The 22070-nt window shown below is 30.4% G+C and carries 22 protein-coding genes; 7 read left to right on the top strand and 15 right to left on the bottom strand.

The genetic code is table 11. The annotated features are described in order from the left end of the window. Positions 1-14 precede the first annotated feature (14 nt). Positions 15-1328 (bottom strand): TolC family protein, encoded by a 1314-nt coding sequence (locus EI427_RS17855; RefSeq protein WP_126617308.1) that lies wholly within the window; start codon positions 1326-1328, stop codon positions 15-17. A 396-nt stretch (positions 1329-1724) separates the two neighbouring features. Here EI427_RS17855 and EI427_RS17850 point away from each other — a divergent pair, with 396 nt between their 5' ends. The 3 genes from EI427_RS17850 (at position 1725) to EI427_RS17840 (ending at position 4242) form a co-directional block, all read left to right on the top strand. Then, positions 1725-2297, top strand: a complete 573-nt coding sequence (locus EI427_RS17850; RefSeq protein ID WP_126617306.1) for an HdeD family acid-resistance protein — start codon at positions 1725-1727, stop codon at positions 2295-2297. 400 nt (positions 2298-2697) lie between these two features. Beyond that, positions 2698-3270, top strand: coding sequence for an HdeD family acid-resistance protein (locus EI427_RS17845; RefSeq protein WP_126617304.1), 573 nt, complete (start codon positions 2698-2700; stop codon positions 3268-3270). A gap of 399 nt (positions 3271-3669) precedes the next feature. Continuing rightward, entirely contained in the window at positions 3670-4242 is a 573-nt protein-coding gene (locus EI427_RS17840) for an HdeD family acid-resistance protein (RefSeq protein WP_126617302.1), read from the top strand. 90 nt (positions 4243-4332) lie between these two features. Here EI427_RS17840 and EI427_RS17835 read toward each other — a convergent pair whose 3' ends face one another. Beyond that, positions 4333-4935 (bottom strand): hypothetical protein, encoded by a 603-nt coding sequence (locus EI427_RS17835; RefSeq protein WP_126617299.1) that lies wholly within the window; start codon positions 4933-4935, stop codon positions 4333-4335. An 84-nt stretch (positions 4936-5019) separates the two neighbouring features. Between EI427_RS17835 and EI427_RS17830 the strand changes: the two genes are divergently transcribed. Further along, a complete protein-coding gene (locus tag EI427_RS17830; RefSeq protein WP_126617297.1) occupies positions 5020-5706 on the top strand; it encodes a vWA domain-containing protein in 687 nt (228 codons plus the stop codon). Between the two features lie 126 nt (positions 5707-5832). Here EI427_RS17830 and EI427_RS17825 read toward each other — a convergent pair whose 3' ends face one another. Next, positions 5833-6099: a hypothetical protein gene (locus EI427_RS17825; protein WP_126617295.1), complete on the bottom strand. Its 267-nt coding sequence runs from the start codon at positions 6097-6099 to the stop codon at positions 5833-5835. 286 nt (positions 6100-6385) lie between these two features. Here EI427_RS17825 and EI427_RS17820 point away from each other — a divergent pair, with 286 nt between their 5' ends. Continuing rightward, complete coding sequence (locus tag EI427_RS17820) at positions 6386-7138, top strand: DUF4262 domain-containing protein (protein ID WP_126617293.1); 753 nt, start codon at positions 6386-6388, stop codon at positions 7136-7138. Between the two features lie 74 nt (positions 7139-7212). Here the strand turns inward: EI427_RS17820 and EI427_RS17815 are convergent, their stop codons facing one another. From EI427_RS17815 to EI427_RS17800, 5 genes are all read right to left on the bottom strand, one after another. Then, entirely contained in the window at positions 7213-7509 is a 297-nt protein-coding gene (locus EI427_RS17815; protein WP_155523300.1) for a hypothetical protein, read from the bottom strand. Positions 7510-7525: 16 nt separating this feature from the next. Beyond that, a complete protein-coding gene (locus EI427_RS17810; protein WP_126617289.1) occupies positions 7526-10099 on the bottom strand; it encodes a hypothetical protein in 2574 nt (857 codons plus the stop codon). Beyond that, on the bottom strand, positions 10083-10925 hold the full coding sequence (locus tag EI427_RS17805) for a GLPGLI family protein (protein ID WP_126617287.1): 843 nt from the start codon (positions 10923-10925) through the stop codon (positions 10083-10085). The genes EI427_RS17810 and EI427_RS17805 overlap by 17 nt, the downstream gene beginning before the upstream one ends. 110 nt (positions 10926-11035) lie before the next feature. Then, on the bottom strand, positions 11036-11212 hold the full coding sequence (locus tag EI427_RS25940) for a hypothetical protein (RefSeq protein WP_155523299.1): 177 nt from the start codon (positions 11210-11212) through the stop codon (positions 11036-11038). 166 nt (positions 11213-11378) lie between these two features. Then, positions 11379-11963 (bottom strand): hypothetical protein, encoded by a 585-nt coding sequence (locus EI427_RS17800; protein WP_126617285.1) that lies wholly within the window; start codon positions 11961-11963, stop codon positions 11379-11381. Between the two features lie 373 nt (positions 11964-12336). Between EI427_RS17800 and EI427_RS17795 the strand changes: the two genes are divergently transcribed. Continuing rightward, positions 12337-13389, top strand: a complete 1053-nt coding sequence (locus tag EI427_RS17795; RefSeq protein ID WP_126617283.1) for a M12 family metallopeptidase — start codon at positions 12337-12339, stop codon at positions 13387-13389. Between the two features lie 46 nt (positions 13390-13435). Here the strand turns inward: EI427_RS17795 and EI427_RS17790 are convergent, their stop codons facing one another. The 7 genes from EI427_RS17790 to EI427_RS17760 all read right to left on the bottom strand — a co-directional run bounded on the left by EI427_RS17790 (position 13436) and on the right by EI427_RS17760 (position 19592). Further along, the gene (locus tag EI427_RS17790; RefSeq protein WP_126617281.1) at positions 13436-14272 is read right to left on the bottom strand and encodes a hypothetical protein; all 837 of its coding nucleotides are present in this window, start codon (positions 14270-14272) and stop codon (positions 13436-13438) included. Between the two features lie 203 nt (positions 14273-14475). Then, positions 14476-15543 (bottom strand): hypothetical protein, encoded by a 1068-nt coding sequence (locus tag EI427_RS17785; protein ID WP_126617279.1) that lies wholly within the window; start codon positions 15541-15543, stop codon positions 14476-14478. A 306-nt stretch (positions 15544-15849) separates the two neighbouring features. After that, positions 15850-16530 carry a hypothetical protein gene (locus EI427_RS17780; protein ID WP_126617277.1) on the bottom strand — a complete coding sequence of 227 codons (681 nt, stop codon included), beginning with the start codon at positions 16528-16530 and terminating at the stop codon, positions 15850-15852. After that, a complete protein-coding gene (locus tag EI427_RS17775; protein WP_126617275.1) occupies positions 16517-16885 on the bottom strand; it encodes a GntR family transcriptional regulator in 369 nt (122 codons plus the stop codon). The genes EI427_RS17780 and EI427_RS17775 overlap by 14 nt, the downstream gene beginning before the upstream one ends. A gap of 1 nt (position 16886) precedes the next feature. Further along, positions 16887-17690, bottom strand: a complete 804-nt coding sequence (locus EI427_RS17770) for a hypothetical protein (protein WP_126617273.1) — start codon at positions 17688-17690, stop codon at positions 16887-16889. 2 nt (positions 17691-17692) lie between these two features. After that, positions 17693-18532: an ABC transporter ATP-binding protein gene (locus tag EI427_RS17765; RefSeq protein WP_240655327.1), complete on the bottom strand. Its 840-nt coding sequence runs from the start codon at positions 18530-18532 to the stop codon at positions 17693-17695. A gap of 142 nt (positions 18533-18674) precedes the next feature. After that, positions 18675-19592, bottom strand: coding sequence for an endonuclease/exonuclease/phosphatase family protein (locus EI427_RS17760; protein WP_126617270.1), 918 nt, complete (start codon positions 19590-19592; stop codon positions 18675-18677). A gap of 587 nt (positions 19593-20179) precedes the next feature. Here EI427_RS17760 and EI427_RS17755 point away from each other — a divergent pair. After that, positions 20180-22066 carry a tail fiber domain-containing protein gene (locus tag EI427_RS17755; protein WP_126617268.1) on the top strand — a complete coding sequence of 629 codons (1887 nt, stop codon included), beginning with the start codon at positions 20180-20182 and terminating at the stop codon, positions 22064-22066. Positions 22067-22070 lie beyond the last annotated feature (4 nt).

Genomic DNA, 22070 nt, shown 5'->3' with positions numbered 1-22070 from the left:
TGTTTGCGTGTTGTTTATTCTTGTACAAGTAAGTCTAAGTGGAAAATAGCCATGTTGTAAGTAAATACAGCATTTAAATAAGCCAATTCCTTTTCTGATTTTACTGTCTCGGCAGCTAATAGATCAAGTGTTTTTTCTAAACCTACACTGTAACGATCCGACAGTATTCTGTAGCTTTCTTGTGCTTCTTCTTTCGCCATTTCTGCCATCTCTATTCTTGTTTTGGCAGTAACAACTTTACGTTGCGATTTTCTCAGTTCAATGTCTGCTTTAGATTTTTCCTTTTCTAAATTTAACGTCGCCTTCTCCCAATTTAATTTTGCTTGTTGAGATGTGGCTATCTGGTTACCGCCATCATAGATTGTCCAACTTAAAGAAACCCCAACAAGGTAACTTTGTGCCGTTGTACCAAAAATGTGTTGATCGTTAAAATCGTACTGACCAAAAGCATTTATACGTGGTGCAAATTTTGATTTATTCATTTTCCACATATTTTTCTGTGCTTCTACAGCAAAATTCATTGCCATTAAATCAGCGCGTACTAGAGATACATGTTCTTGTTCTATTTTAGCAACATCTGTAGTTATTGTCGTTAATTTATCTTCAATTTCTATGGTTGTATTTTCAGGTAAACGAAGTAAAAAAACTAGATAATCATTCACAGTAGCTACACCATCTTTGGCTTCTTCTAACTTAGACTGAAGATCTAACTTTCTCACTTTCACTTGTAATACATCAGACTGTTTTGCATAGCCATTTGCTTTGTTATTCTCCACCACCTTCATAGCCTCTTCTACCGTAGCAATAGCTTCCTCTAAAACAATTTGTTGGTCTTTTGCTAGCGACAACATATAATAATGTTGCTTTACCTCGAAAAGAATAAACTCTTGCAATCTTTTTGCCTCTTGAATTTTGGCATTATACACCTCTTTAGAAGCCTTTCTGCCATAAATACCATCTAAATTGAATAAAGGCATTTCTATAGCTCCTCTAGTATTCCAATTAGAGATATCGTCTGGATTATTTAATCTATCTGGATTAAAATCTGCAGCAGTAACTCTTTCTTGTTGTAATAAAATACCAAAACTATTCAGTGGGTTATTTGTACTTACTCCCGTTTCTGAAAGAGTTATTTTAGGTAAAAAGACTTTGTTTGTCTTTTTATAATCCATCAAAGCAGATTTAACTTCTACTTCTTTAAGTTCTATATCTCTATTCTGAGATACAGCTAATTGTAACGCTTCGTCCATAGAGAGCAGTTTCTCTTGGGCAAAACTATGTAAGGCTAACACTACAAAAAGTACTGTTAGAATACTATTCTTTTTCATTTAGAATATGATAAGCGAATGAATGTAATTATACTTTTAATATGTAATAGATGTGATACCTCAGAAATAAGGGCAATCGAGTTTGGTCATCGAGTTGATGCAGAGCATAGTATTATGTAATTATATTTAATTTAAAGTTTGATGATAGTACAAATGTATATTTCTTAATTGAGAGCCTATGTGATAATAGTTACAGAACCACTAAAAGTAACTTGAGTCTAGTTTAAAAGCACAAAGCTAAAGATATTCTACGATTTTCTCACAAAATCATTATTTATAATAATCTGATATATATTAATCATAATCTACAAATACTAATCTTAAAGATGGCGTTAATATAGATGTCTCTCAAGTAATGAGAACTTACACTTTTAACACTTTTAAAAAATCATCATTATGAACAATTTATTCGGCGAAATCAAATTTGATATTAAGCATTGGTACCTTCCTTTAATCTCTGGTTTATTATTTGTTGGTTTAGGCATTTGGTCGGCAATGCATCCATTGGTTACATTAGTATCATTATCGTATATATTTAGCTTTACTTTTCTAATAGTCGGAACACTTCAAGTTATTATGGCTATCGTAAATAGAAAAAATATGATTGGTTGGGGTTGGTCATTAGCTGGTGGTATTTTTACTGCTGCTTTAGGTGCTATTTTAGTTGCAAACCCTGCACTTTCTGTTACAACTTTACCACTTTACTTAGGTTTCTATGTAATGTTCCAAGGATTTAATTCTGTTGGTAAAGCAATTGAATACAAAGACCATTCTAGCAATTGGGGTTGGATTTTATTCTCTGGTATTGTAGGTATTTTATTAGGTTTCTGTTTACTTTCTAATATTGCTTTAGCAGGTTTGACTGCTGCATTCATTGCAAGTTTCGCATTAATCAACACAGGTATCTCTGAATTCTTTGTGTCTGCAAAATTGAAAAAATTAAAAAACGAGTTTGATTTAAAAAACTAAGTTTTTAAGAAGATTAAACTCCTAAATCCTGTCAGTAGGCTAATAAGCTTATTGACAGGATTTTTTTGTTATACAATTTTTAATGCTCATATGTTATGATGAGTAATATATAGTGTATATACCTAAAAATTTCTTCTAGCTCTTTATGATTACCTCTCAAAATAGATGCTTTAAATAATTGTCTCCTTTGGTCTATCAAACGCACAATTAGAGGTAGCAAATAATTAATAGTAAATATTTTATTCTATCAGCAACTGTTTTCTGTAGAATTTAGAAAGAAATTAATATCTGCTATATATTAATCATAATCTACAAATACTACCCCCTAAAACTTCCGTTAATATAGATGTCTCTCAAGTAATGAGAACTTACACTTTAACACTTTTAAAAAATCATCATCATGAACAATTTATTCGGCGAAATCAAATTTGATATTAAGCATTGGTACCTTCCTTTAATCTCTGGTTTATTATTTGTTGGTTTAGGCATTTGGTCGGCAATGCATCCATTGGTTACACTAGTATCGTTATCATATATATTTAGTTTTACTTTTCTAATAGTCGGAACACTTCAAGTTATTATGGCTATCGTAAATAGAAAAACAACTATCGGTTGGGGTTGGGCATTAGTTGGTGGTATTTTTACTGCTGCTTTAGGTGCAATTTTAGTTGCAAACCCTGTACTTTCTGTTACAACTTTACCACTTTACTTAGGTTTCTATGTAATGTTCCAAGGGTTTAGCTCTGTTGGTAAAGCAATTGATTACAAAGACCACTCTAGCAATTGGGGTTGGATTTTATTCTCTGGTATTGTAGGTATTTTATTAGGTTTCTGTTTACTTTCTAATGTTGCTTTAGCAGGTATGACTGCTGCATTCATTGCAAGTTTCGCATTAATCAACACAGGTATCTCTGAATTCTTTGTGTCTGCAAAATTAAAAAAATTAAAAAACGAGTTTGATTTAAAAAACTAAGTTTTTAAGAAGATTAAACTCCTAAATCCTGTCAGTAGGCTAATAAGCTTATTGACAGGATTTTTTTGTTATACAATTTTTAATGCTCATATGCTAGATGAGTAATATATAGTGTATATACCTAAAGTTCTCTTCTACCCACTAAATCAATTCACCACAAAATAGATGCTTTATAGAATGCTCTCCTTTGGTCTATAAAACGCACAATTACAGATTGCAATTAACTAATAGTAAACATGTTATTCCATCAGTAACAATTTTTAGTAGACTTTAGAAAGAAATTAATATCTGCTATATATTAATCATAATCTACAAATACTACCCCCTAAAACTTCCGTTAATATAGATGTCTCTCAAGTAATGAGAACTTACACTTTAACATTTTAAAAAATCATCATCATGAACAATTTATTCGGCGAAATCAAATTTGATATTAAGCATTGGTACCTTCCTTTAATCTCTGGTTTATTATTTGTTGGTTTAGGCATTTGGTCAGCAATGCACCCATTGGTTACATTAGTATCATTATCGTATATATTTAGTATTACATTTTTAATGGTCGGTACACTTCAAGTTATTATGGCCATTGTTAATAGAAAAAATATGATTGGTTGGGGTTGGTCTTTAGTTGGTGGTATTTTTACTGCAGTTTTAGGTGCAATTTTAATTGCTAATCCAGCACTTTCTATAACAACTTTACCTCTTTATTTAGGTTTCTATGTAATGCTACAAGGTTTTAACTCAATTGGTAAAGCAATTGAATACAAAGACCACTCTAGCAACTGGGGTTGGATATTATTCTCTGGCATTGTTGGTGTTCTTTTAGGATTCTCTTTGCTTTCTAATATTGCTCTAGCAGGTATGACTACTGCATTTATTGCAAGTTTCGCATTAATCAACACAGGTGTTTCTGAGATTATTGTGTCAGTAAAATTGAAAAAATTAAAAAAAGAGTCAGCTTCAAAAAACTAAGTTTTTAAGAAGATTAAACTCCTAAATCCTGTCAGTAAGCCACAAAGCTTATTGACAGGATTTTTATATATATACAGAAATGTTCTTTTTTTATAATTCTGATAAGAAGTCACCCCAAGAGATACTACTCTCCTCTGTAATTGATTGGAAGCTCATAGCACGAACTTTCTTACTTTTTCTAAGTTTTCTATTCACTTCAATTGGTCTCTCTTCAATTTCCTCTAACATATCAATTTCATTTTCTAGAGGCATTTGTATGGATTGAGAACTGTTTATTTGCACCTGCATTTCTTCTTCCTTTTCAAACTGCACCATCTCCTTAAGTTGCTTTAATAGAACATCAACTCGTTGGCTCTTTATATTCTCTTTTTCTTCTATCAAAAGGTTGATCAACCCAATAATAGTATTTTTATGACTAATGGGTAATTCATAAATGCTATATGAACTAGGATCGTAAAAATATTTCCCTTCCTCAAAAATTATAGGTGCGTTAAAACCTAGAATATCACTTCTAAGAATTCTAATATCTTCTTGAATACTTCTTTTAGAAATACTTGTAATTTTCCCTTTTGCATCTGATAAAGCATCAGAACAACGTTCAATTAACAGTCCTAAACTGCACCCTAAATTATTGGAATGTAGACAGTTATTTATTGTTCGATAACGAATTAATGCATTAAGATTAGCAGGCATATCAGATTATTTTTCTCAATGCAGATAGAATGCATTAAGCTAGTTTAAAATTGTAATTATTAATTTATCACTAAAGATAGTAAGATGCAAAAAGTAAAAGAAACAATCACAAAAACATGTATTTCAACAGACTACCTTTTAATCCTTGACAGGTCTGGCTCTATGGATAGTTGTTGGAAAGCAACCATCGATGGTTTAAATGAACAGATTTCTACCATTAAAAGATTGAACCAAGACAATAAAGAACAACAATATACAATTTCTCTATTGGTATTTGACGACGAAATTGAATGGGTAGTTTTTAGGAAGAAACCAAGTAAAGTTCAAAAGTTTACAGGCAATGAGTTTCCTCCAAGAGGATTAACTGCTCTACACGATGCTATTGGTTTTGGCATTAAAAAGTTGAATAAAAGTCTAAAAACTACTACAACTAATTCTCTTCAATTTCCGGTTGTAGTAATCATGACAGATGGTGGAGAAAATGCATCTAAAGAGTATACCATCACTCAGATTAATAAAAAAATAAATGCACTTAAAGAGAAAAAATGGAGTATTACTTTTATAGGTGCAAATCAAGATGTACTAGAAACAGCCAAAAAATTAGGTGTCAGTAAAGAAATGGCACATAGTTTTACATCTGACAGTGATGGCGTTCATATAATAAACGAAAGTCTTTCTAAAAGTATGTGCAAAAGAGCAGCACACATACGTACTGCATCTGAAAGTGAAGCAATAATTGAAATGGATTTTAAACTAGAAATAGAAGGTTGATACGGTAATACTTCTGAACATACTTTCTCTAAAAAGAAATTTCTTGTAGGTAATATTCAAATGTCGTACTATAAAAAAAGGGATTTGAAAAATTCATGTTCAAATCCCAATTAAAATATAAACTTCTTATTTTAATGAACGTTCAATAACCATTGACTCATTTTGAGTTAATTCATCTGCTCTTTTATAATAAAGATAAAACTCATTAAAGCTGATTTTAGTAGCTTCTACAATAACTTCGTTATTGTTGTTATCTAAAATACAATTACTACCAGAACGTATCCCATATTTCATTTGGGCATATTCGGTAAAGTTAGATCCGTTTAACTCTCCATCTAGAGCTAAGTTTCTTTTGATAATTGCTTTTACTTTCTTAAAGACATAAATTTTCATCTTACTTTTTGTTTAATTTTTAAATACTATATGATTATTTTTTAAACAAAAATATATCCAAATAGATTTTTATGACAAAATTGCATACTTTATTTGTCATTTTGACACAATTGAATAGTGTAGCTAATAAAACTAATAGCTAAAACTTTTCTAATTAATTGGATAGAAAGGTTTTAGCTATCATTATATTTATAGCCAATAAGCTAATACTTCTGAACTTTATTTGGAATAAGGTGATGTTATAAGTTTAGTCTATTAAATTTGATTTCATTCTAAAAATAGCGCAATGGAAATCGACAATTTTATTGATATAGAAACAGAGCAATTAATTACTAAAAATATAAAGGAGCATGGGTATCATCTTGGTGTAATTGATGGAGATGAGTACCTACCTTCGTTTGCTTTTACTATTGGATTATATAAAACTTACAACCACCCAGAAATAATCATTTTCGGGTTATCAAAAGAAGTAATGCAAGTAGCTTTAAATACTATTTGTCAGAATATCCAAAAGAAGACAACGTATACTACTGCTACAGATTACAGTGATATTCTTAATAAATACCCTGTACAATTTGTGGAAGTTGCAAAAGACAATTACTTCAATTACCTCGATTATTGCAGCTATTTCTATGATAATACGCCTAATTTCCCTGCCCTTCAATTAGTATGGACAGATAAGCAGGGACATTTCCCTTGGGACAAGCAATTTGATGAAGAATGGAAATTTAATCAACCCTTATTAGATAGAAATACTGATTTTAAATTCTACGAAGAGAAAGAATTAGAAGTCTATACAACAAAATACACTTTACAAGGCAACCCAATCTTATGGGTTTACCATACGCATGATGGTGATTGGGAATTCCATAGTGAAGAACACCCTGATATTGATAATGTACAAACAATCACTTTAGGAGATTTAGTACAAAAAGATAAAAGCTTAAATGATGTACATATTTTAAGCTATGGCCAAAGTGCTGTCAGAAAAGACATAGATTCTCCTTGGGAATTTGCAGATTATGAAGAGGAAGATTAATAATTAAGATAACAAGCCCCTTTCTATTCTAAAATAATGGAATAGAAAGGGGTTGTCTCTATAATTTAAATCAACTATTCTCCTCCTTCTACCTGACTTACAGAATCTTGACTAACCGTAGTATAAAATTCAACATCTGCTTTTTTAACTTTCAGTATACGTTCTTTAAACTCTTCATAAGTAAACTGTTTTACTAAAAAATAAGCTTCATTATCGTTGGCGACGAGTTCTAAAATTGTACCTGTTTCAAGTCGGAATGCTACATCTTTTGAGGGCGTGAAACCCATAGTAAAAGGTTCTTTAATTACTACTAATTTTTCTTGTGCATAAATTGATACTGAAAGTAGTACAAGCAAGATAGATATCATCATTGTTTTAAGCATAAAATCAAAATTTATAGGTTATACCTCCTACTACTTGAAGAGGACGAATTTTGTAAGTAATATCTTCTTGATACAATGAGTTGACGTTTTTCATTGCCCATGTTTCTTGATTAAAAACATTATTTACTGCAATAGAAAACGAATATTTTCTTTGTTTAAACTGATACTTAAAATCACAAAAAGTAACTGATGAATAGTTTGACGGTAAAATATAGTGCACATTAAATGAAAAGAAATTTTCAGCCAAATTTAAATTCAATTCACAACTCAAATTATCTAAAGTTGATAAGGAAGAATACGTAACATTCTGGTTTATCATTCTACTTGCTGAGATATTTACATTTAACCAAGTAAGTGGATAAAGATCTAATTTCCCGGTGTATTTGACCTGCTGTAACTTAAAATCAATAATCTCATTATTTACTATTTGTTCTTGTTTCGTATCGCTAAAATCAATTTTTAAAGAGGCAGACAACACTTTATTAACCACTACCTTACTCCCATTAATGCTAAATATCTGGTATTTTTTTTCATTCGTCTCATCTATCAAAGTAGTGATTATCTCTCCTTGAGTACCTATTTGCACTTCATTTAAATAATCACTAAATATAATTTTATGGGTATAAGTAATGTAACCAAAAAGTAATAAAGATGGATTTTTATATTGCAAATTACCCGAATTCAAGAGCATCTTATTCCAATAAATAGGCGAAGCATTTTTACTTAGTCTTGTATAATTTTCTACAATTATCCCGTAATAAATTGATGAATACTGAGGGTCAGTCGAGAAGTTACTATTTAGTTTTACCGTTAAATTATTACTAATATCCCATGATACAAATAGCTTAGGTGCAATAAATAAAACCTGTTTTGATTGATCAACGTTATGAGGCGTATTTTCTAAATTAATAAATTGATAGGCAATGGGAAATTTTAAATCAATCTGTCCTCTTGAAAAACTGTACGTAAACTGTTCTTGAACATACCCCTCTAAAAAATCTGTATTCTGATTGTTAGTAAATAATGTAGATGAATACGCATTATTCTCTCCATTAATATTGGATAATAACTGTGTATGATTATACTGAAAACCCAACTTATTTTCAATCATTATTGGCCCAATAAACCAACTATTGGCAATTTCTTGTTTCGTTTCTAAGTAATTAGTTGTTATCAATTGCTTATGTAAATTCTCTAATGTATCAATAAAATGAATAGTCTCATTAGAAGTGCTACTATACAATTCACTATTTACAGAAAAGATTGTTTCATTTACTTTTACTTTGCCGTTTAAGACATTTCCCACCTTTATTGTTTCCTGTAAAATAGGCTGATTTATAGTATCAGAAAATTGTAGTACCTGGGTAAATTCATTGTTTTTTTTGTACTGTAATTGGGTTGTATTTTTGAGATACTTCTCTTCTGTATTTATCTCATAAATCACTTTTACAGAAAGGTCATCAATTACTGTTACACTGTGCTGACTCCTTAAAATAGTATCTACATTGGTAGTAAAATAAACACGCTGATTTTCTACATTTTGCCGTTGTTCATCATTGAGATAATCAACATTAATTTTCATAGTCCCCTTCTTTGTTTTAGCACTTGCATTAATTGTACTTAAAGAAGTTTGATTCAATAAACCTCGTTCTTTGGTAAGAAAAGGAATAGCGTAATCTGTAACATATAAATGAAAATTATCCTTATTAAATGGACTTTTAATAAATGTATGTATTTCCAATTGATTTAAAATCTCTTTCCCTGTATTATCAAACTGAAAAGACCCAATAAATTGATGAGATTTAGAAAAAAACATTGGTGTCACGTTCAATTGTAGAAGGCCTTTTTTATGTACATCTATCCCTCCATAAATACCCACTTTACCATTAAAAACAGAAGCACCTTTTAATACGATATTCATAGATGGTTTATAATTTATTTGTTTACCTCTAAGCATAGCAATTGGTTGATGATGCTCTAAGATTTGAACAGAAGCAATTTTTTCATGTGAAAGGTTTTTTGTTGCCAAGGCATATTTTCCCTCTAAAACATCAACACCTTCAATATAAAATTTATTCAACAACTCTCCCTGATACTTAATAGTACCAGTTTCAGAAACTTCTATACCGGGCATGTTCTTCAGTACATCTTCTAATGAATAATCACTTTGTTTAGCAAAAGATTGAATTGAATATTCTATAGTGTCATTTAAAACATCAATTGGTGGGTTTTTGATAAGTACTTCCTGTAAAACCTCGGTTTTTGTTGCTAAGGTGATTCTGCCTAAATACATTGTGCTTTGAAGGTGTATAAATTTAGTTTCAAACCCTAAAAAACGAATACACAACATCTTCTCTTCTATTCTTCTCGAATTTATTTCAAAATACCCATCCACATCAGAAATTGCATAATCTAAAATACTAGAATCTTGTTTGCTTAAAAGAACTATACTTCCACCTATAATTGGTAATTGATTTTCATCTTCCAAATACCCACTAATAAGAGACTGACCATTACTTAGCATTGGTAAAATTGCTAAACCAAAAGTAATAGCAACCCTATTAATTTGCTTTCTCATTATAGATTTCCATTGGATTATCCTTTCTTGCCATTTTCTTTTCATAGCGCATTAGCACATCTTCAGTAACAGAAGCTCCCACAGATGAATTTTGAATACTAATTCGTATATTTTTAAACGCTTTGTCTCTAATTTTTAAATACTTCTGATGCGTTACTTGAGCTTCTGAAAGAATAGGCTTTGTAATGGGTTTCTGTAGAGTACTTTTTTTAAAATACGTAAGCTTAAAGTGATAATCCTTTTTAAGATCATAAAGCTCTACAATTAAACCAGGTAACCCCGTGAATTTATAAGGACCTTCTGAAATAGGGATATCCATTGTAAACCATGCTTCATACTCCCTACCCGCATAACCTACCGTTGCTTTTTGACACCTATAATTAGCTATTATTTTTTTATCTGAATGTAATTTCCATTTCATTACATCCTCTATTTTCTCTTGGTAAGTGTAGTTTACACCAAAAAGGCGGTCGTTAAACTCCAGTATACCATTACTTTTAAATATTGAATAATTAAACTTTGATTTTGGTAATGATGCAAGAAAATTTAAACCTCCTTGCATACCTTGTTCTTTAGTTATTATCCCGAAAGTATCTAATGCTGCATCTCTTATCTCTTTAGAATGTTCAGTAAATTTAGATACATGATTTTTACCTATTAATAATATAAATACTGCAGAATTATAGTTAGAATCTAACGTACTTTCTTTAAAATTCAGATCATAATAACACTCTATTTCTACACTATCTAAGACATTATTTCTTTGTTGACCAAATAGAAATTGATATTGAAAGAAAAACAAATTGACTATTATAAATACTTTCATGATTAAAAAAATTAAACGTGAAATTATTTTTGTAATTCAATAATTATATTACAATGAAATTTAGAGAGGTAGTTTTTTTATTACGTACCTCCCTTTGAAACAAGGTTTAATTAGCAATAAATATCAATTAAATCGTTCATTTCTTGCATCATTTGGTTACTACCATCTACAGCACCTGAACAATATGTAAAACTATGCCCACATAGTTCTACTCCACTACAACCTGCAATTGATACAGTTACTGAAATAACAAACATGATTAGAGTTAGGATAATTAGCTTTTTCATAATTAGTTGATTTTATAATAGATTAGGTCCATTAAGTTGTTAGTACATTGGTTTTTAACTAGTTACAATAAAACGAATGAAATTGTAAATTTAATCAGTTAATAACCTTAAATACACTTTTAGCAAAATGTTTAAAATTAGTCAACTATGTAATTTGCAATTCAAATTAATTACTTTGAATCCCTTTCTCTAAAATTGAAATTAAACGATTGGTCTTATCACTTATATTACTAAGGTATTTTTTGATCTCTTTTATTTGTAAAGTGTTATCTTCTGTCTTAATTATTTTATCAATTGTGGTATTCGCTAAAAGTAGATCTCCTTCTATTTTAAAAGCAGCGTAATTAAATGCCTTTTTTAAAACCTCCGTTTCTTTTTCTATAAGTGCTAATTGGGCGTAACTTTCCGACTCATCTGTGTACGTACAGACAAGGTAATCGTTACTTAATTTTTGAATTCTGTTTGTTCTATATAATGTTATTTCATCATTTACTTTGTACCCTTTTAAGGTTAGTTCTTGAGGAACACCTGTAGCAAAAACAGTTTCAAGTACTGCAATCAACCCAAACTCATCGACGTTAGGAAATACCTCATGCACATTTTTACCAAGGTAATCTATTCCAACAACACCATCCATTTGTTGGCCTGCTGTATTGTAAAATATAAATTCAAAAATATTTTCTGAGATTCTTTTATAAACCGCAACACCTAATGTGGTTTGCTTATAATAAGCTAATAAATCTTCTGTCATTCTTAAATAATAGTAGTAGCATAAAAAAACTGTTGATACAAAATAACAACTAAAATTTAATTTCACCTATAAAATGAACAAGAAAATAATTTGATAAACGTACATATTAAATAGTATAATCACCTACTAACGAATAGGTTGCATTTCTTCGAATTGAGCAATATTAACAATTTCAAATTCAAAAAAGCTACTATAACACATTGATTTTCTTGATATTGTAAATCATAAGCTTCTAAATACTATCAACTAAAAACTATAATCATGAAATCTACTATCAAACTTTTAAAAATTCTTTTTTTCAAGCTTTCTAATAGTCCTCCTAATTATAGAACATCAACAAAAGAAATCTTAACTACCTAATAACCTCAACCCTATGAAAACGCTAAAACTTTTCCTTTTATCATTTTTATTCTTCCTCTCTTCTTGCAACTTTTCTGATAATTCTAGAACTGATATGCTAGGATTTAATTTAGATCAAGAATCTAGTAACTCCTCCTATTCTAAAGATGGCTATTGTATTTATGATGGCGATATTTTACTCCAAAAAGATGGAAGTAGAACTTATTCCAATATTCTAAGTAACCCAACGCTCTGGCCAGAGGGAATTGTGTATTACAATTTTAACAATTGCTCTGTATCTCATAAAGAGAATATTAGACATGCATTAAATATACTGATGGCTGCCACCACTATTAAGTTTGTTGAAGAGGTTGAAATGGTAAGCGGACCTCTAATTACTTTTAATTTTATTGAAAATGGAGATTGTAATTCACATTTAGGTATGCATCCCGTTCATCAGAATATTAACCTTACTATTGGCTGCTTTGGAGAAGATAAAGTTTTACATGAGGTTTTCCATGCGCTGGGTGTGCACCACGAACACAATAGAAAGGATAGAGACAATTATATTGAAATGTTTTGGGACAATATCAAAACTGATTATTTCTTTGCTTTCACTAAACAGAATGAAATGGTTGCCCCTGCCTATGGTAGCTATGATTATAAATCTATTATGCATTATAATAGTCTTGCATTTACAAAATCAGGTAATCCAGTTTTTAAAAAATTAAACGGAGAACTTATTGCAACAAATACACAACTTACTAAGTCTGATATTAATGGAGTTAATTATTTGTACAGAGATGAAGTTAAAAACCGATCTACTGTTATCATAGATGTTGCTTCTCCTACACAATTTGTATTTACAAAATTAGCTCCTTTTATTGTTAATTTTACTTGGGATGCAATCGGTACAAAAGGGTATTCTTCTAAGGTGATTATTAATGATGCCGTTTATAATAACATTACCAATTTCTCTTTCAGTCCTCCTGACTTTGGGATTTATACTATTAGATTTGAAGTTTATTTGAACGGAAAACTAATTAGCTATAACCACCGCGATGTAGAATATATTTATAAACCCTAAAATGAAATACCCCCAAAATAGCATGTAACTAATTTGGGGGTATAATTTATTGTACTGTTATTGAATGACTCCAATTTTCAACTTTTTGATCTTCTCTATATCGATCATCATTATTAGCATTGTCTTCAATTTCAAAATTCATAGTAAAATTTGATGCATCACTCGACGTTCCATTTAACGCAGGAGTTACCTCTATCTCAAACTCATAAATTTCAAAATTGTCTTCTGTTTTTAATGTACTACTTACCACTCTGTAAGAAGGATAATTATAAGTTGATATGTCTACTTTTTCTGTAGATTGATTACTCAGCCTTAATAATAATGCTTGTTCCTGACCTAAATTGATAGATGTAAAGAACTTTGCTACCTGAAACCCTCTTATAGATTTCACATTTCCTTTAAAGGTAAAAGGAGCATCTCCAGCTATAAAAGTTGTAGGCAAATTATCTTCATTTTCTATGGTTACAACAAAAGGATCGTCAGTTACTTTTACTTTCCTTGTTACGGTTGTTTTCTGGTTATCAGATGTTTTTACAACGATTTTATATTCGTAATCTCCTTTTTCTAAAGGTGCATAACACACAAATGAGTAAGTAACTCCATTGGTAAAGAAGTTCACATTGCTTTTATTTATTTGAGCATCAGGAATACCATCACTTTGTTCTAAATACACCGTAGAGATAGAAGCAAATTCAGTATTTGGCGTGGCCTCTACTGTAAATTGTATTTTTTCTAAGGGCTGAACCGAGTATTCTTTTGCTCCAGAAACGTTAACCGTTGGTCCAAAGAATGAGCTTTCTGTATCATCACTACAAGAAATAGTAGTAATGAGAAGAAGTAAAAACGGTAGTTTTTTTAAGGGGGTTAAATTTAATATATCCATAAATAAAGTAATAAAATTTAAGGTCTAGTTTTATTACAAAAATGAGTGTTAATTAATTTATTCAATCTGAAAGATTATCTATTGAATACACTTAAAACTTTTTAGAATACTATTTAGCCTTCCTTTTTAAAAATAATTTGGGTATAAAAAAATCCCACTTCCATTAAAAAAATGAAGGTGGGATTTTCCGAATAAAGCATCTCTTATTGGTAGATAACTTTCTTTTTTGTCTTATCGCCCATAGGTACATTTTCCCAAACAAAATGTTCTTCCACAAGCGGATATCCTGCTCTTACAATATCACTATTTCCATTACTCTGGATAGTATCTACTGTAAAGAAACCCAGTTTTTTGGCAAATAAGATATTGTAATCTTCTACATACCCCAATTGCTTAAAGGTTCTATCCTTTATTTCTAATTGTTTCCACTCTAGGTATTGTGGTAAAGTACGCTCATGAAAAGTAGTGCACTCTTTTACAATACTAGGATTAAGGTTTTTAATTTTCTGTGTATATGATAGTACTTTAGACATCACATCACCATAGGCGTCAATCTCGTCGCCTAAGTTCATGCATTGAAGAAAATTAAGAATTAAAGTATTTTTATAAGTTCTTTCTTTTGGTAACCAACTTACATTGAATATTAAGAATAGAACTTCACAAAGTAATTGCTTTTTATATTTATCGAACTTTTCGTCCAATTCTTTATCACCGTAAACAATAAAATTATTGTTTGCTAGTACTAAAAATTTACCGACAGTTTTAACTAGGAAATTTTTAATACCAAAAGGTTTCTGATTTATCTTTCCGTCTAAGAAAACTTTAATAGCTATTTTGCTATCCTCATCAACCTCTTCTAAATCATAATGCATCAATAATACTTCTGTCAAAATTAATAGATTTGTTACATCTTGAATTTCAACCTTTCTATCTTGATCACTAGTAATTGATTTCTTTTTAAAATATGGATTTAAGACAATATCATATTTTTTATTAACTCGATCTGTAAGTTTTTGTAAAGATGTAAAAATCAAACTTTCTTGATTTCCTTCTCCACCTAAATCTTCTTTTGGAGTCTCTTTATCAACTTTAGCCTCTACTTTTTGTAGAAAATCTAAAACTAAATCATTAGATGTTTCCTGATTAGGTGCAACTTCTTGATCCTGAAAACTAGTCCAATTAGATACTACATATTCCAATAGTTTATCTACACCTTCTTTAGATTCAGATTCTGCAGTTAAATATTTTGACAAATGATTAATCTTTCCCATTAAATTCACTTTAGCTATACATTCAAGAAAGCAAAATTAGTAAAGAAAACCATGATTATAAATTTTGGGCTCTTTTTTCTGACTTCAATTAGCAAAGATGTCTTAACATATAGACTATTTATGAATGAAATTGGTTTTTAGGAGGAGTTTTACTTCAACCATCGAATTTGTTCTGAGCAAATATTTAGTTTAAAAGAAAAAACCTATCTGATAATTCCTCTTGAAATGTGGTGTCTCATTTAAGTAAAAAAGTGAAACCTCATCACTCTGAAGTTCCACTTATACATAAAGTAATAATTCTATTTTCTAATTATAAAAATATTGAACTTTTGATTCTTTATCTTTTTCTAATTTTGTTTCTCCCGGTTCATTAATCATTACTGAAGATTTATCTTTTACTGAACCTGTTATATTTCCAACAGCTCCCCAATTCTCAAAATCTGAATCTCTAACATCTAATTGAAGACGATCACATTTTGAACGAGAATAAAATTTTGACTTATTGATACATTGAATATTTATAAAAGAAAAGCCATTTTCACTTGATTTATAAATATTTGATTCCGCTTGATCCAATTCTATTTTTAATGATTTTCCTAAATAGCTATTTAAATCTATTCTTGATTTTTGTGCCTTAATATCTAAGTTATCAATTGGAATATTTAATTCTATTGCTTTAATTTTATCTACTAAATCAGAAGGTAATTTAGACAAAAACAGCGTATCCTGCCTTACATTAAAAGGAATCTCAAACTTCTCTTCCTCTCGATTAAAACGAATTTTCATTTCATATTTATCACCTGTCTTCACTTCAACATCATAGTTTGTATTTTTAAGAACTATATGTGAGTAAGCAGGAACCGAGGAGTTAGAAGAGTTGTCGTAAGAACTTTTCTTTCCTCTTGCAACAGAAACTAATGCACCTAATATTATAAATAAAGTAACGCTACATAATATTGAGAGCAGGTATATATTACTTTTCTTCATGGTATAATTCTTTTAGATAGTTTTGAAGTTCTTCAAATGATATTCCTAGTTTATTTGCCGTTTCAACGGTTTCAGGTAGCGTATCAGTGAAAAATTCTTCTTGCTTTGTTTTTAAAATTATGTTTTTGGCTCCTTCACATACAAAGTATCCTTTTCCTCTTTGGGTATAAATAATACCTTCTTGTTGTAATACTGAATAGGCTTTTATTGTGGTATTGGGGTTTACGCCCACTATCCCTGCCAATTCTCTTGTTGAAGGTATTTTACCCGATTCTTTATATTCACCGTCCATAATTTTATCTTTTACATCATCACCTATTTGGGTGAAAATGCTTTTTGTGTTTTTAAACTCCATCTTATATTTCTTTTTCTTTCAACTTCAAATAACTACTGTAAACAAATACTGCATTAGCCAATAGAATGTACCCTATTATAAATACTATTGCAGCAGATTGAGAAGAGAAAAAGAAGAGAGGATAATCACTAGTAATATATTCTTGAGCACCCATTTTTGAGAATATCAAGAAGGCTAAGAATACATGAAATGCTATATAAAGTCCTGAAAACAAAACCGACTTCATTAATGGGAGTTTCTTAAAAAATGAGTTCCCTGTAAAAATCACATTGGCAATACTCCACGGTATTAAAACAATCATGACAGCTATTAATTGTTTTGCAAGTATTTCTTTTTCTGTTGTAGCTATCATCGATTGACCAATTACATCTGTAATAAAATCTAACCCTGTATAACCAATATTTGGGTTGATAATTTGATGAAGTTCACCTTCTACCATATAGGCAAAAAGAATAAGAAAAGGAACCACAAAAACACCAACTACTACAGTAGATAAATACTCAAATAAGAATTTTTCAAATTGAGAAACTGGAAAAGTAAGGAAACTAATTAGTTTTTTAGATGATCTAAATGATAAAAATGACCTGTTAATAACCACTGCTGCTATGCAAATATAGGTAACAAAAAAAAGTCCATATAAATCATCCTCTGAGATAGAATTTTCATTAACAGTTCTAATGAAAAATAAACTTACAATTATAAATGAAACAATAGCTGCAACTCCATAATACACCAATTGCTTTTGATAAGTAATTTCTAAAGAAGCATACGCTTTAAACCTCTTGAGGTCGAATAAGTTATTCATAATTATATAAATTTTTTGTAGTCGTTGATTAAGGCATTGAAAAATAGTTCAAGATCAACTTGAGTATCTTCCTCTTCTTGTTTAGGTGCAATTGTTTTATAACCTCCAAGAATTTGTTCAGCATATAACGTTTCTGACACTTTTAATTGCTGTACTTTCAAGAAATCGTACTTCTGTGTGAGATCAAAAATAGATTCATTGTAAATCACGCCACCATTATCAATAACAATCAAATGGTCTATTATTGTATCGATATCTTTTACCTGATGTGTAGAAATCATGATCAACTGATCTTCTTCAAAATGACCTGCCATGATTTTTCTAAAGATATCTTTTGATGGAATATCTAGTCCATTTGTAGGCTCATCCATCAGAATAAGTTCAGCCTTTGTAGCTAAAGCAAAAGCAATAATTACTTTTTTCTTCTGACCGTATGAAAGTCCTTTGAGATTAACATTCTCATCTAAATCAAATTTATCAAGAAGTTCATAGACTAAACGGTGATCAAAACGAGGATAGAATTTAGATGTACTTGTTATAAAAGTTCTGATAGGAATAGAGGGTAATTCGAATTCTTCAGGAACAAAAAAGAGTTTCGATAGAAAAGAAGGATACCTTGAAAAAGGCTTTTCTCCAAGAATATCAATTGTACCTGTATTGGGCTGTAACAAACCACTCATTAGCTTAAAAAAAGTACTTTTACCTGCCCCATTTTTACCTAATACCCCAACAATTTTCCCAGCATCAAGCTCTAGATGAAGTTGGTTGAGAATAGTTGTTTTCTTAGAGTAACTAAATTGAAGATTATTAATTGACACCATAATATTTAATAGTTTTTTCAAGTGCACTACCTATATAGTGCACTGTAAATGTGGTGTTAATTATTTTTAAATCCAAATATCAAAGAAGTTTTAAGCAATTAAATACAAAAAGAGCCATTTCTAATGCAGAAATGGCTCTTTTTGTGTTGTTGAGTGAATGATCTTAATTCCGAAAAATGCTCAACACCGGCCGATGATCACTAACCTTAGCGTCATAGTACCCCGAACAATTATCTAGTGGTAATGTAATTGCTTCTTTAAATTGAGAAAACAATTCGTTTGTCATTAAGATATGATCAATATGGCTTGGCCAATTTGGATAAGACCACTGGTGGGGCTCATTGGAGTCTGCTAATAATTGATCTGAAAATTTATAATTTTGATTATCTATTAAGAAGTGTTGCATATCCGAGTCTGTATAGGGAGCAATTACAGTGTTGTAATCACCTAAAACAATCACTTTATCAAGACTGTGTTCTTTATCAAGAAAACGCTTTAGTATTAATCCTGCCTCTGTTCTTCTCATGTTATTTTGAGAGCCTCCGCAGCATTTTAAATGAAGGTTGATTACTACAAACTCTTCATTATTAATTTTGTTCTTAAACTTTACCCATAAAGGTCTTCTAGGAAAGTAATATCCATCAAATTCTCCAGAAGAAAGTATTTTTTGATCAATAATTTCTAGATGATCATTTCTGTATACATAAGCTAAATGATAATCTTCATTTATACCTTTTGCAACATCACTATCAACTATAACAGAATAACGAGGATCTATTTTAGTAATTTTTTTAAGGTCATTCACCTCTTCTACTTCTTGTACACCCCATAGATCATAAGAACTATTTATGATGGTTCCTGCCACAAAAGAAAGTGTTTCGGCATGTTTTGGAAAATGCTCAACATTCCAAGTTACTACTTCTAAAAAATCTTGGGATTCGTCGCCAAGTAAGCAAGCAGTAAAAGTATCATCTATTACAAGATCCTCTGTTAATCCAGGTAACTCTACTGAAGTGTTACAAGCATTAATTAAGAAGCTGAAAATTAAGAGAACTACTATATAGAGTTGTTTGTTACTCATTTGAAAATTTATACTGTCAGATAATAAATCTTTCTTTAACAAGGCTCAAATATATCTCAATAAATTCGTCTTTTTAATAAATGTGAATTAAAATTCATCTACTGTTAATACTAGGTTTATTACACTCCAAAAACAGCTTAAATATAAAATTAGGCGTTCGTGTTAAATTAAAATCATTCGTATTGCTTTATCACATAATTAACAAAAATTACTTTAGTAATTAACGCTTATTTACAACGTGATATATAGATGAACTTTGTGCTACTTAAAATAATAATTACCATTTGTTAACATCTTATGAAGCTCTTAAAATAAAATTTACTAAAATACTTCAGCCATTTGTGATAATAATCTAAAGCACTAGCTATTTATAGTAAAAACAACAGCATCATCAAGACATAAAGAAAACAATAGCTCATTAAAAAATGGCAAAATACATACAAGTAATGGTAAACTACCCCAAAGGGTAGCAGAATTTAATTGACATCTGACTACATTTGTTATGGTTAATAAAAGTTAATCAGCGCTGTTTCTCTATTTTATTATCATTGCAATAAATTACCTTTTAATGAATATCTAATACTACGATGAAACTAATTTACTCTGTGCTAATACTGGCATTTTTTGCCCTTTCTCTTCATGCCCAAAAAATACCGTTCCAAGGCAAATTGACTGAAAATGGAACTGCATTAACTACAACTAAGAATATTACATTTTCTATGTCTAATTGGACTGAAACACATGAAAATGTACAAATTACAGATGGCTTTTATGCTGTTGTTTTAGGCTCTATCACGCCTATTGAAGGCAATATCTACAATGAAGCTGGTGAAGCTATTTTATCTGTAGAAATTGAGGGTGTACAATTAGACGATATAACATTGTATGCACCAATTGTAAAACCACAGATGATGTCTTCAGAAATAAAATTAAACCACCCAAATGATAGTTTAGGTGCTTTAGTAAATGCTAATAATGTAAACCTTTACAGTGAAGATGGGCGCAAAAAAGTAGCGCTAGATATTAATCAATATGGTGGTGGTGGCCTCTCTGTTTATGACAGTGCTGGAGCTAATAAAGCATGGCTATTTCCTTATGGAAATGGAGAGCATACAGGAGGTATGTTATCTCTGTATGGTGATAATGGTGCTTGGGTTGGCACAGGTTTTAGAACTTGGGAAGCGAATGGTTTACCTTTCTTTCATTTAGAAGGATATGACGTGGAACATAAACCTCTTGTTGAATTACAAGTTAATGAAGTGCATGATAATACAGGTTCAAAAATATCGGAAAGTGGTTCTCTAAAACTACAGTCTTCTGCAGATTCTCAAGCAGGTTTTGATTTAGGTGTTAAACCAAATAATAATGGTGATCAATTTGCTGCTGAAATGTTTTTATGGGGACACAATACTCCAAATTTCCAATTTGCTGGTCAATCTTGGGACAATATCAACCGTCCTATGCTACAACTTTTCGGAGAAACATCTGATGGTGGTGGATGGTACAAAACAATGGCTAACCTTTCTGTAAGTTATGAATATGGTAAAACTGCTGAATATGGTGACTTATTACTTTCTGCAGGAAACGATGATAACCAAAAAACTCAAGTTACAGCTTTTGGTTTATGGCATAGTGGTGCAAATGGAAGCGGCATAAATTTATATGAAAAAAATTGGGACAATGACTTGCCTATTTTTGAATTATCACAAACTTCAACTGCTACTTGGCCAATACTTCAAGTACAAATTAATAAAGATTGGGAAGGTACTGAATACCCAAGTATTGATCTCCATAACATTAATGCTGACTTATTTACACAGTTTACTCACGATCATTTAGAATTTAGAGATACACTAAATACAAAAATCAATATTAATAAAGATGTTATAGATTTCAACAGCTCAAACGGTAGTGCTACTTTCTCTAAAGAACATATTATTTTTAATACTCCTAATGGAGAAATGGCTAAAATGTCTACTGTAAATGAGAATGGAACAGACAGAGGTGAAGTAATTTTATGGGATCAAAATGGGGGAGAATTAATCTTAAATACTTCTACAGATTTCTCTGCAATTTCTTCAGACCGTCGTTATAAATCAAGCATTACTCCTTTGCAAAATAGCTTAGAAAAAGTGATGCTATTAAAAGGTGTTTCTTATTTCTACAGAGCAGATAAGTTCCCTAAAAAATCATTTGATACAGACCTTCAAATTGGGCTTATTGCTCAAGAAGTTGAAGAGGTTTTACCAGAATTAGTTAAAACAGACAAAGACGGTTATAAAGCCGTGCATTATGCACAAACCGTTGCTGTTCTTATTGAAGCAATCAAGGAATTAAATCAGAAAGTTGATGCTTTAACAGTAGAAAATACTTCTCTAAAAGCAAACCTAGAAACAGCACAAGCCAACGCTGCTCAAATTAAGGTACTTCAAACACAAATGCTTCAATTACTTTCAGAAGTTCAATCAAAATAATTAC

This window comes from Flammeovirga pectinis, assembly GCF_003970675.1.
GTDB lineage: Bacteria > Bacteroidota > Bacteroidia > Cytophagales > Flammeovirgaceae > Flammeovirga > Flammeovirga pectinis.
The sequence above is the reverse complement of the archived record's forward strand: the minus strand, read 5'-3'. Positions and strand labels throughout refer to the sequence as shown.

What these genes read in the sequence shown, in the direction of transcription:
- EI427_RS17855 (WP_126617308.1), bottom strand. Translation starts at nt 1,328, where the DNA reads ATGAAAAAGAATAGTATTCTAACAGTACTTTTTGTAGTGTTAGCCTTA.
- EI427_RS17850 (WP_126617306.1), top strand. Translation starts at nt 1,725, where the DNA reads ATGAACAATTTATTCGGCGAAATCAAATTTGATATTAAGCATTGGTAC.
- EI427_RS17845 (WP_126617304.1), top strand. Translation starts at nt 2,698, where the DNA reads ATGAACAATTTATTCGGCGAAATCAAATTTGATATTAAGCATTGGTAC.
- EI427_RS17840 (WP_126617302.1), top strand. Translation starts at nt 3,670, where the DNA reads ATGAACAATTTATTCGGCGAAATCAAATTTGATATTAAGCATTGGTAC.
- EI427_RS17835 (WP_126617299.1), bottom strand. Translation starts at nt 4,935, where the DNA reads ATGCCTGCTAATCTTAATGCATTAATTCGTTATCGAACAATAAATAAC.
- EI427_RS17830 (WP_126617297.1), top strand. Translation starts at nt 5,020, where the DNA reads ATGCAAAAAGTAAAAGAAACAATCACAAAAACATGTATTTCAACAGAC.
- EI427_RS17825 (WP_126617295.1), bottom strand. Translation starts at nt 6,099, where the DNA reads ATGAAAATTTATGTCTTTAAGAAAGTAAAAGCAATTATCAAAAGAAAC.
- EI427_RS17820 (WP_126617293.1), top strand. Translation starts at nt 6,386, where the DNA reads ATGGAAATCGACAATTTTATTGATATAGAAACAGAGCAATTAATTACT.
- EI427_RS17815 (WP_155523300.1), bottom strand. Translation starts at nt 7,509, where the DNA reads ATGATGATATCTATCTTGCTTGTACTACTTTCAGTATCAATTTATGCA.
- EI427_RS17810 (WP_126617289.1), bottom strand. Translation starts at nt 10,099, where the DNA reads ATGAGAAAGCAAATTAATAGGGTTGCTATTACTTTTGGTTTAGCAATT.
- EI427_RS17805 (WP_126617287.1), bottom strand. Translation starts at nt 10,925, where the DNA reads ATGAAAGTATTTATAATAGTCAATTTGTTTTTCTTTCAATATCAATTT.
- EI427_RS25940 (WP_155523299.1), bottom strand. Translation starts at nt 11,212, where the DNA reads ATGAAAAAGCTAATTATCCTAACTCTAATCATGTTTGTTATTTCAGTA.
- EI427_RS17800 (WP_126617285.1), bottom strand. Translation starts at nt 11,963, where the DNA reads ATGACAGAAGATTTATTAGCTTATTATAAGCAAACCACATTAGGTGTT.
- EI427_RS17795 (WP_126617283.1), top strand. Translation starts at nt 12,337, where the DNA reads ATGAAAACGCTAAAACTTTTCCTTTTATCATTTTTATTCTTCCTCTCT.
- EI427_RS17790 (WP_126617281.1), bottom strand. Translation starts at nt 14,272, where the DNA reads ATGGATATATTAAATTTAACCCCCTTAAAAAAACTACCGTTTTTACTT.
- EI427_RS17785 (WP_126617279.1), bottom strand. Translation starts at nt 15,543, where the DNA reads ATGGGAAAGATTAATCATTTGTCAAAATATTTAACTGCAGAATCTGAA.
- EI427_RS17780 (WP_126617277.1), bottom strand. Translation starts at nt 16,530, where the DNA reads ATGAAGAAAAGTAATATATACCTGCTCTCAATATTATGTAGCGTTACT.
- EI427_RS17775 (WP_126617275.1), bottom strand. Translation starts at nt 16,885, where the DNA reads ATGGAGTTTAAAAACACAAAAAGCATTTTCACCCAAATAGGTGATGAT.
- EI427_RS17770 (WP_126617273.1), bottom strand. Translation starts at nt 17,690, where the DNA reads ATGAATAACTTATTCGACCTCAAGAGGTTTAAAGCGTATGCTTCTTTA.
- EI427_RS17760 (WP_126617270.1), bottom strand. Translation starts at nt 19,592, where the DNA reads ATGAGTAACAAACAACTCTATATAGTAGTTCTCTTAATTTTCAGCTTC.
- EI427_RS17755 (WP_126617268.1), top strand. Translation starts at nt 20,180, where the DNA reads ATGAAACTAATTTACTCTGTGCTAATACTGGCATTTTTTGCCCTTTCT.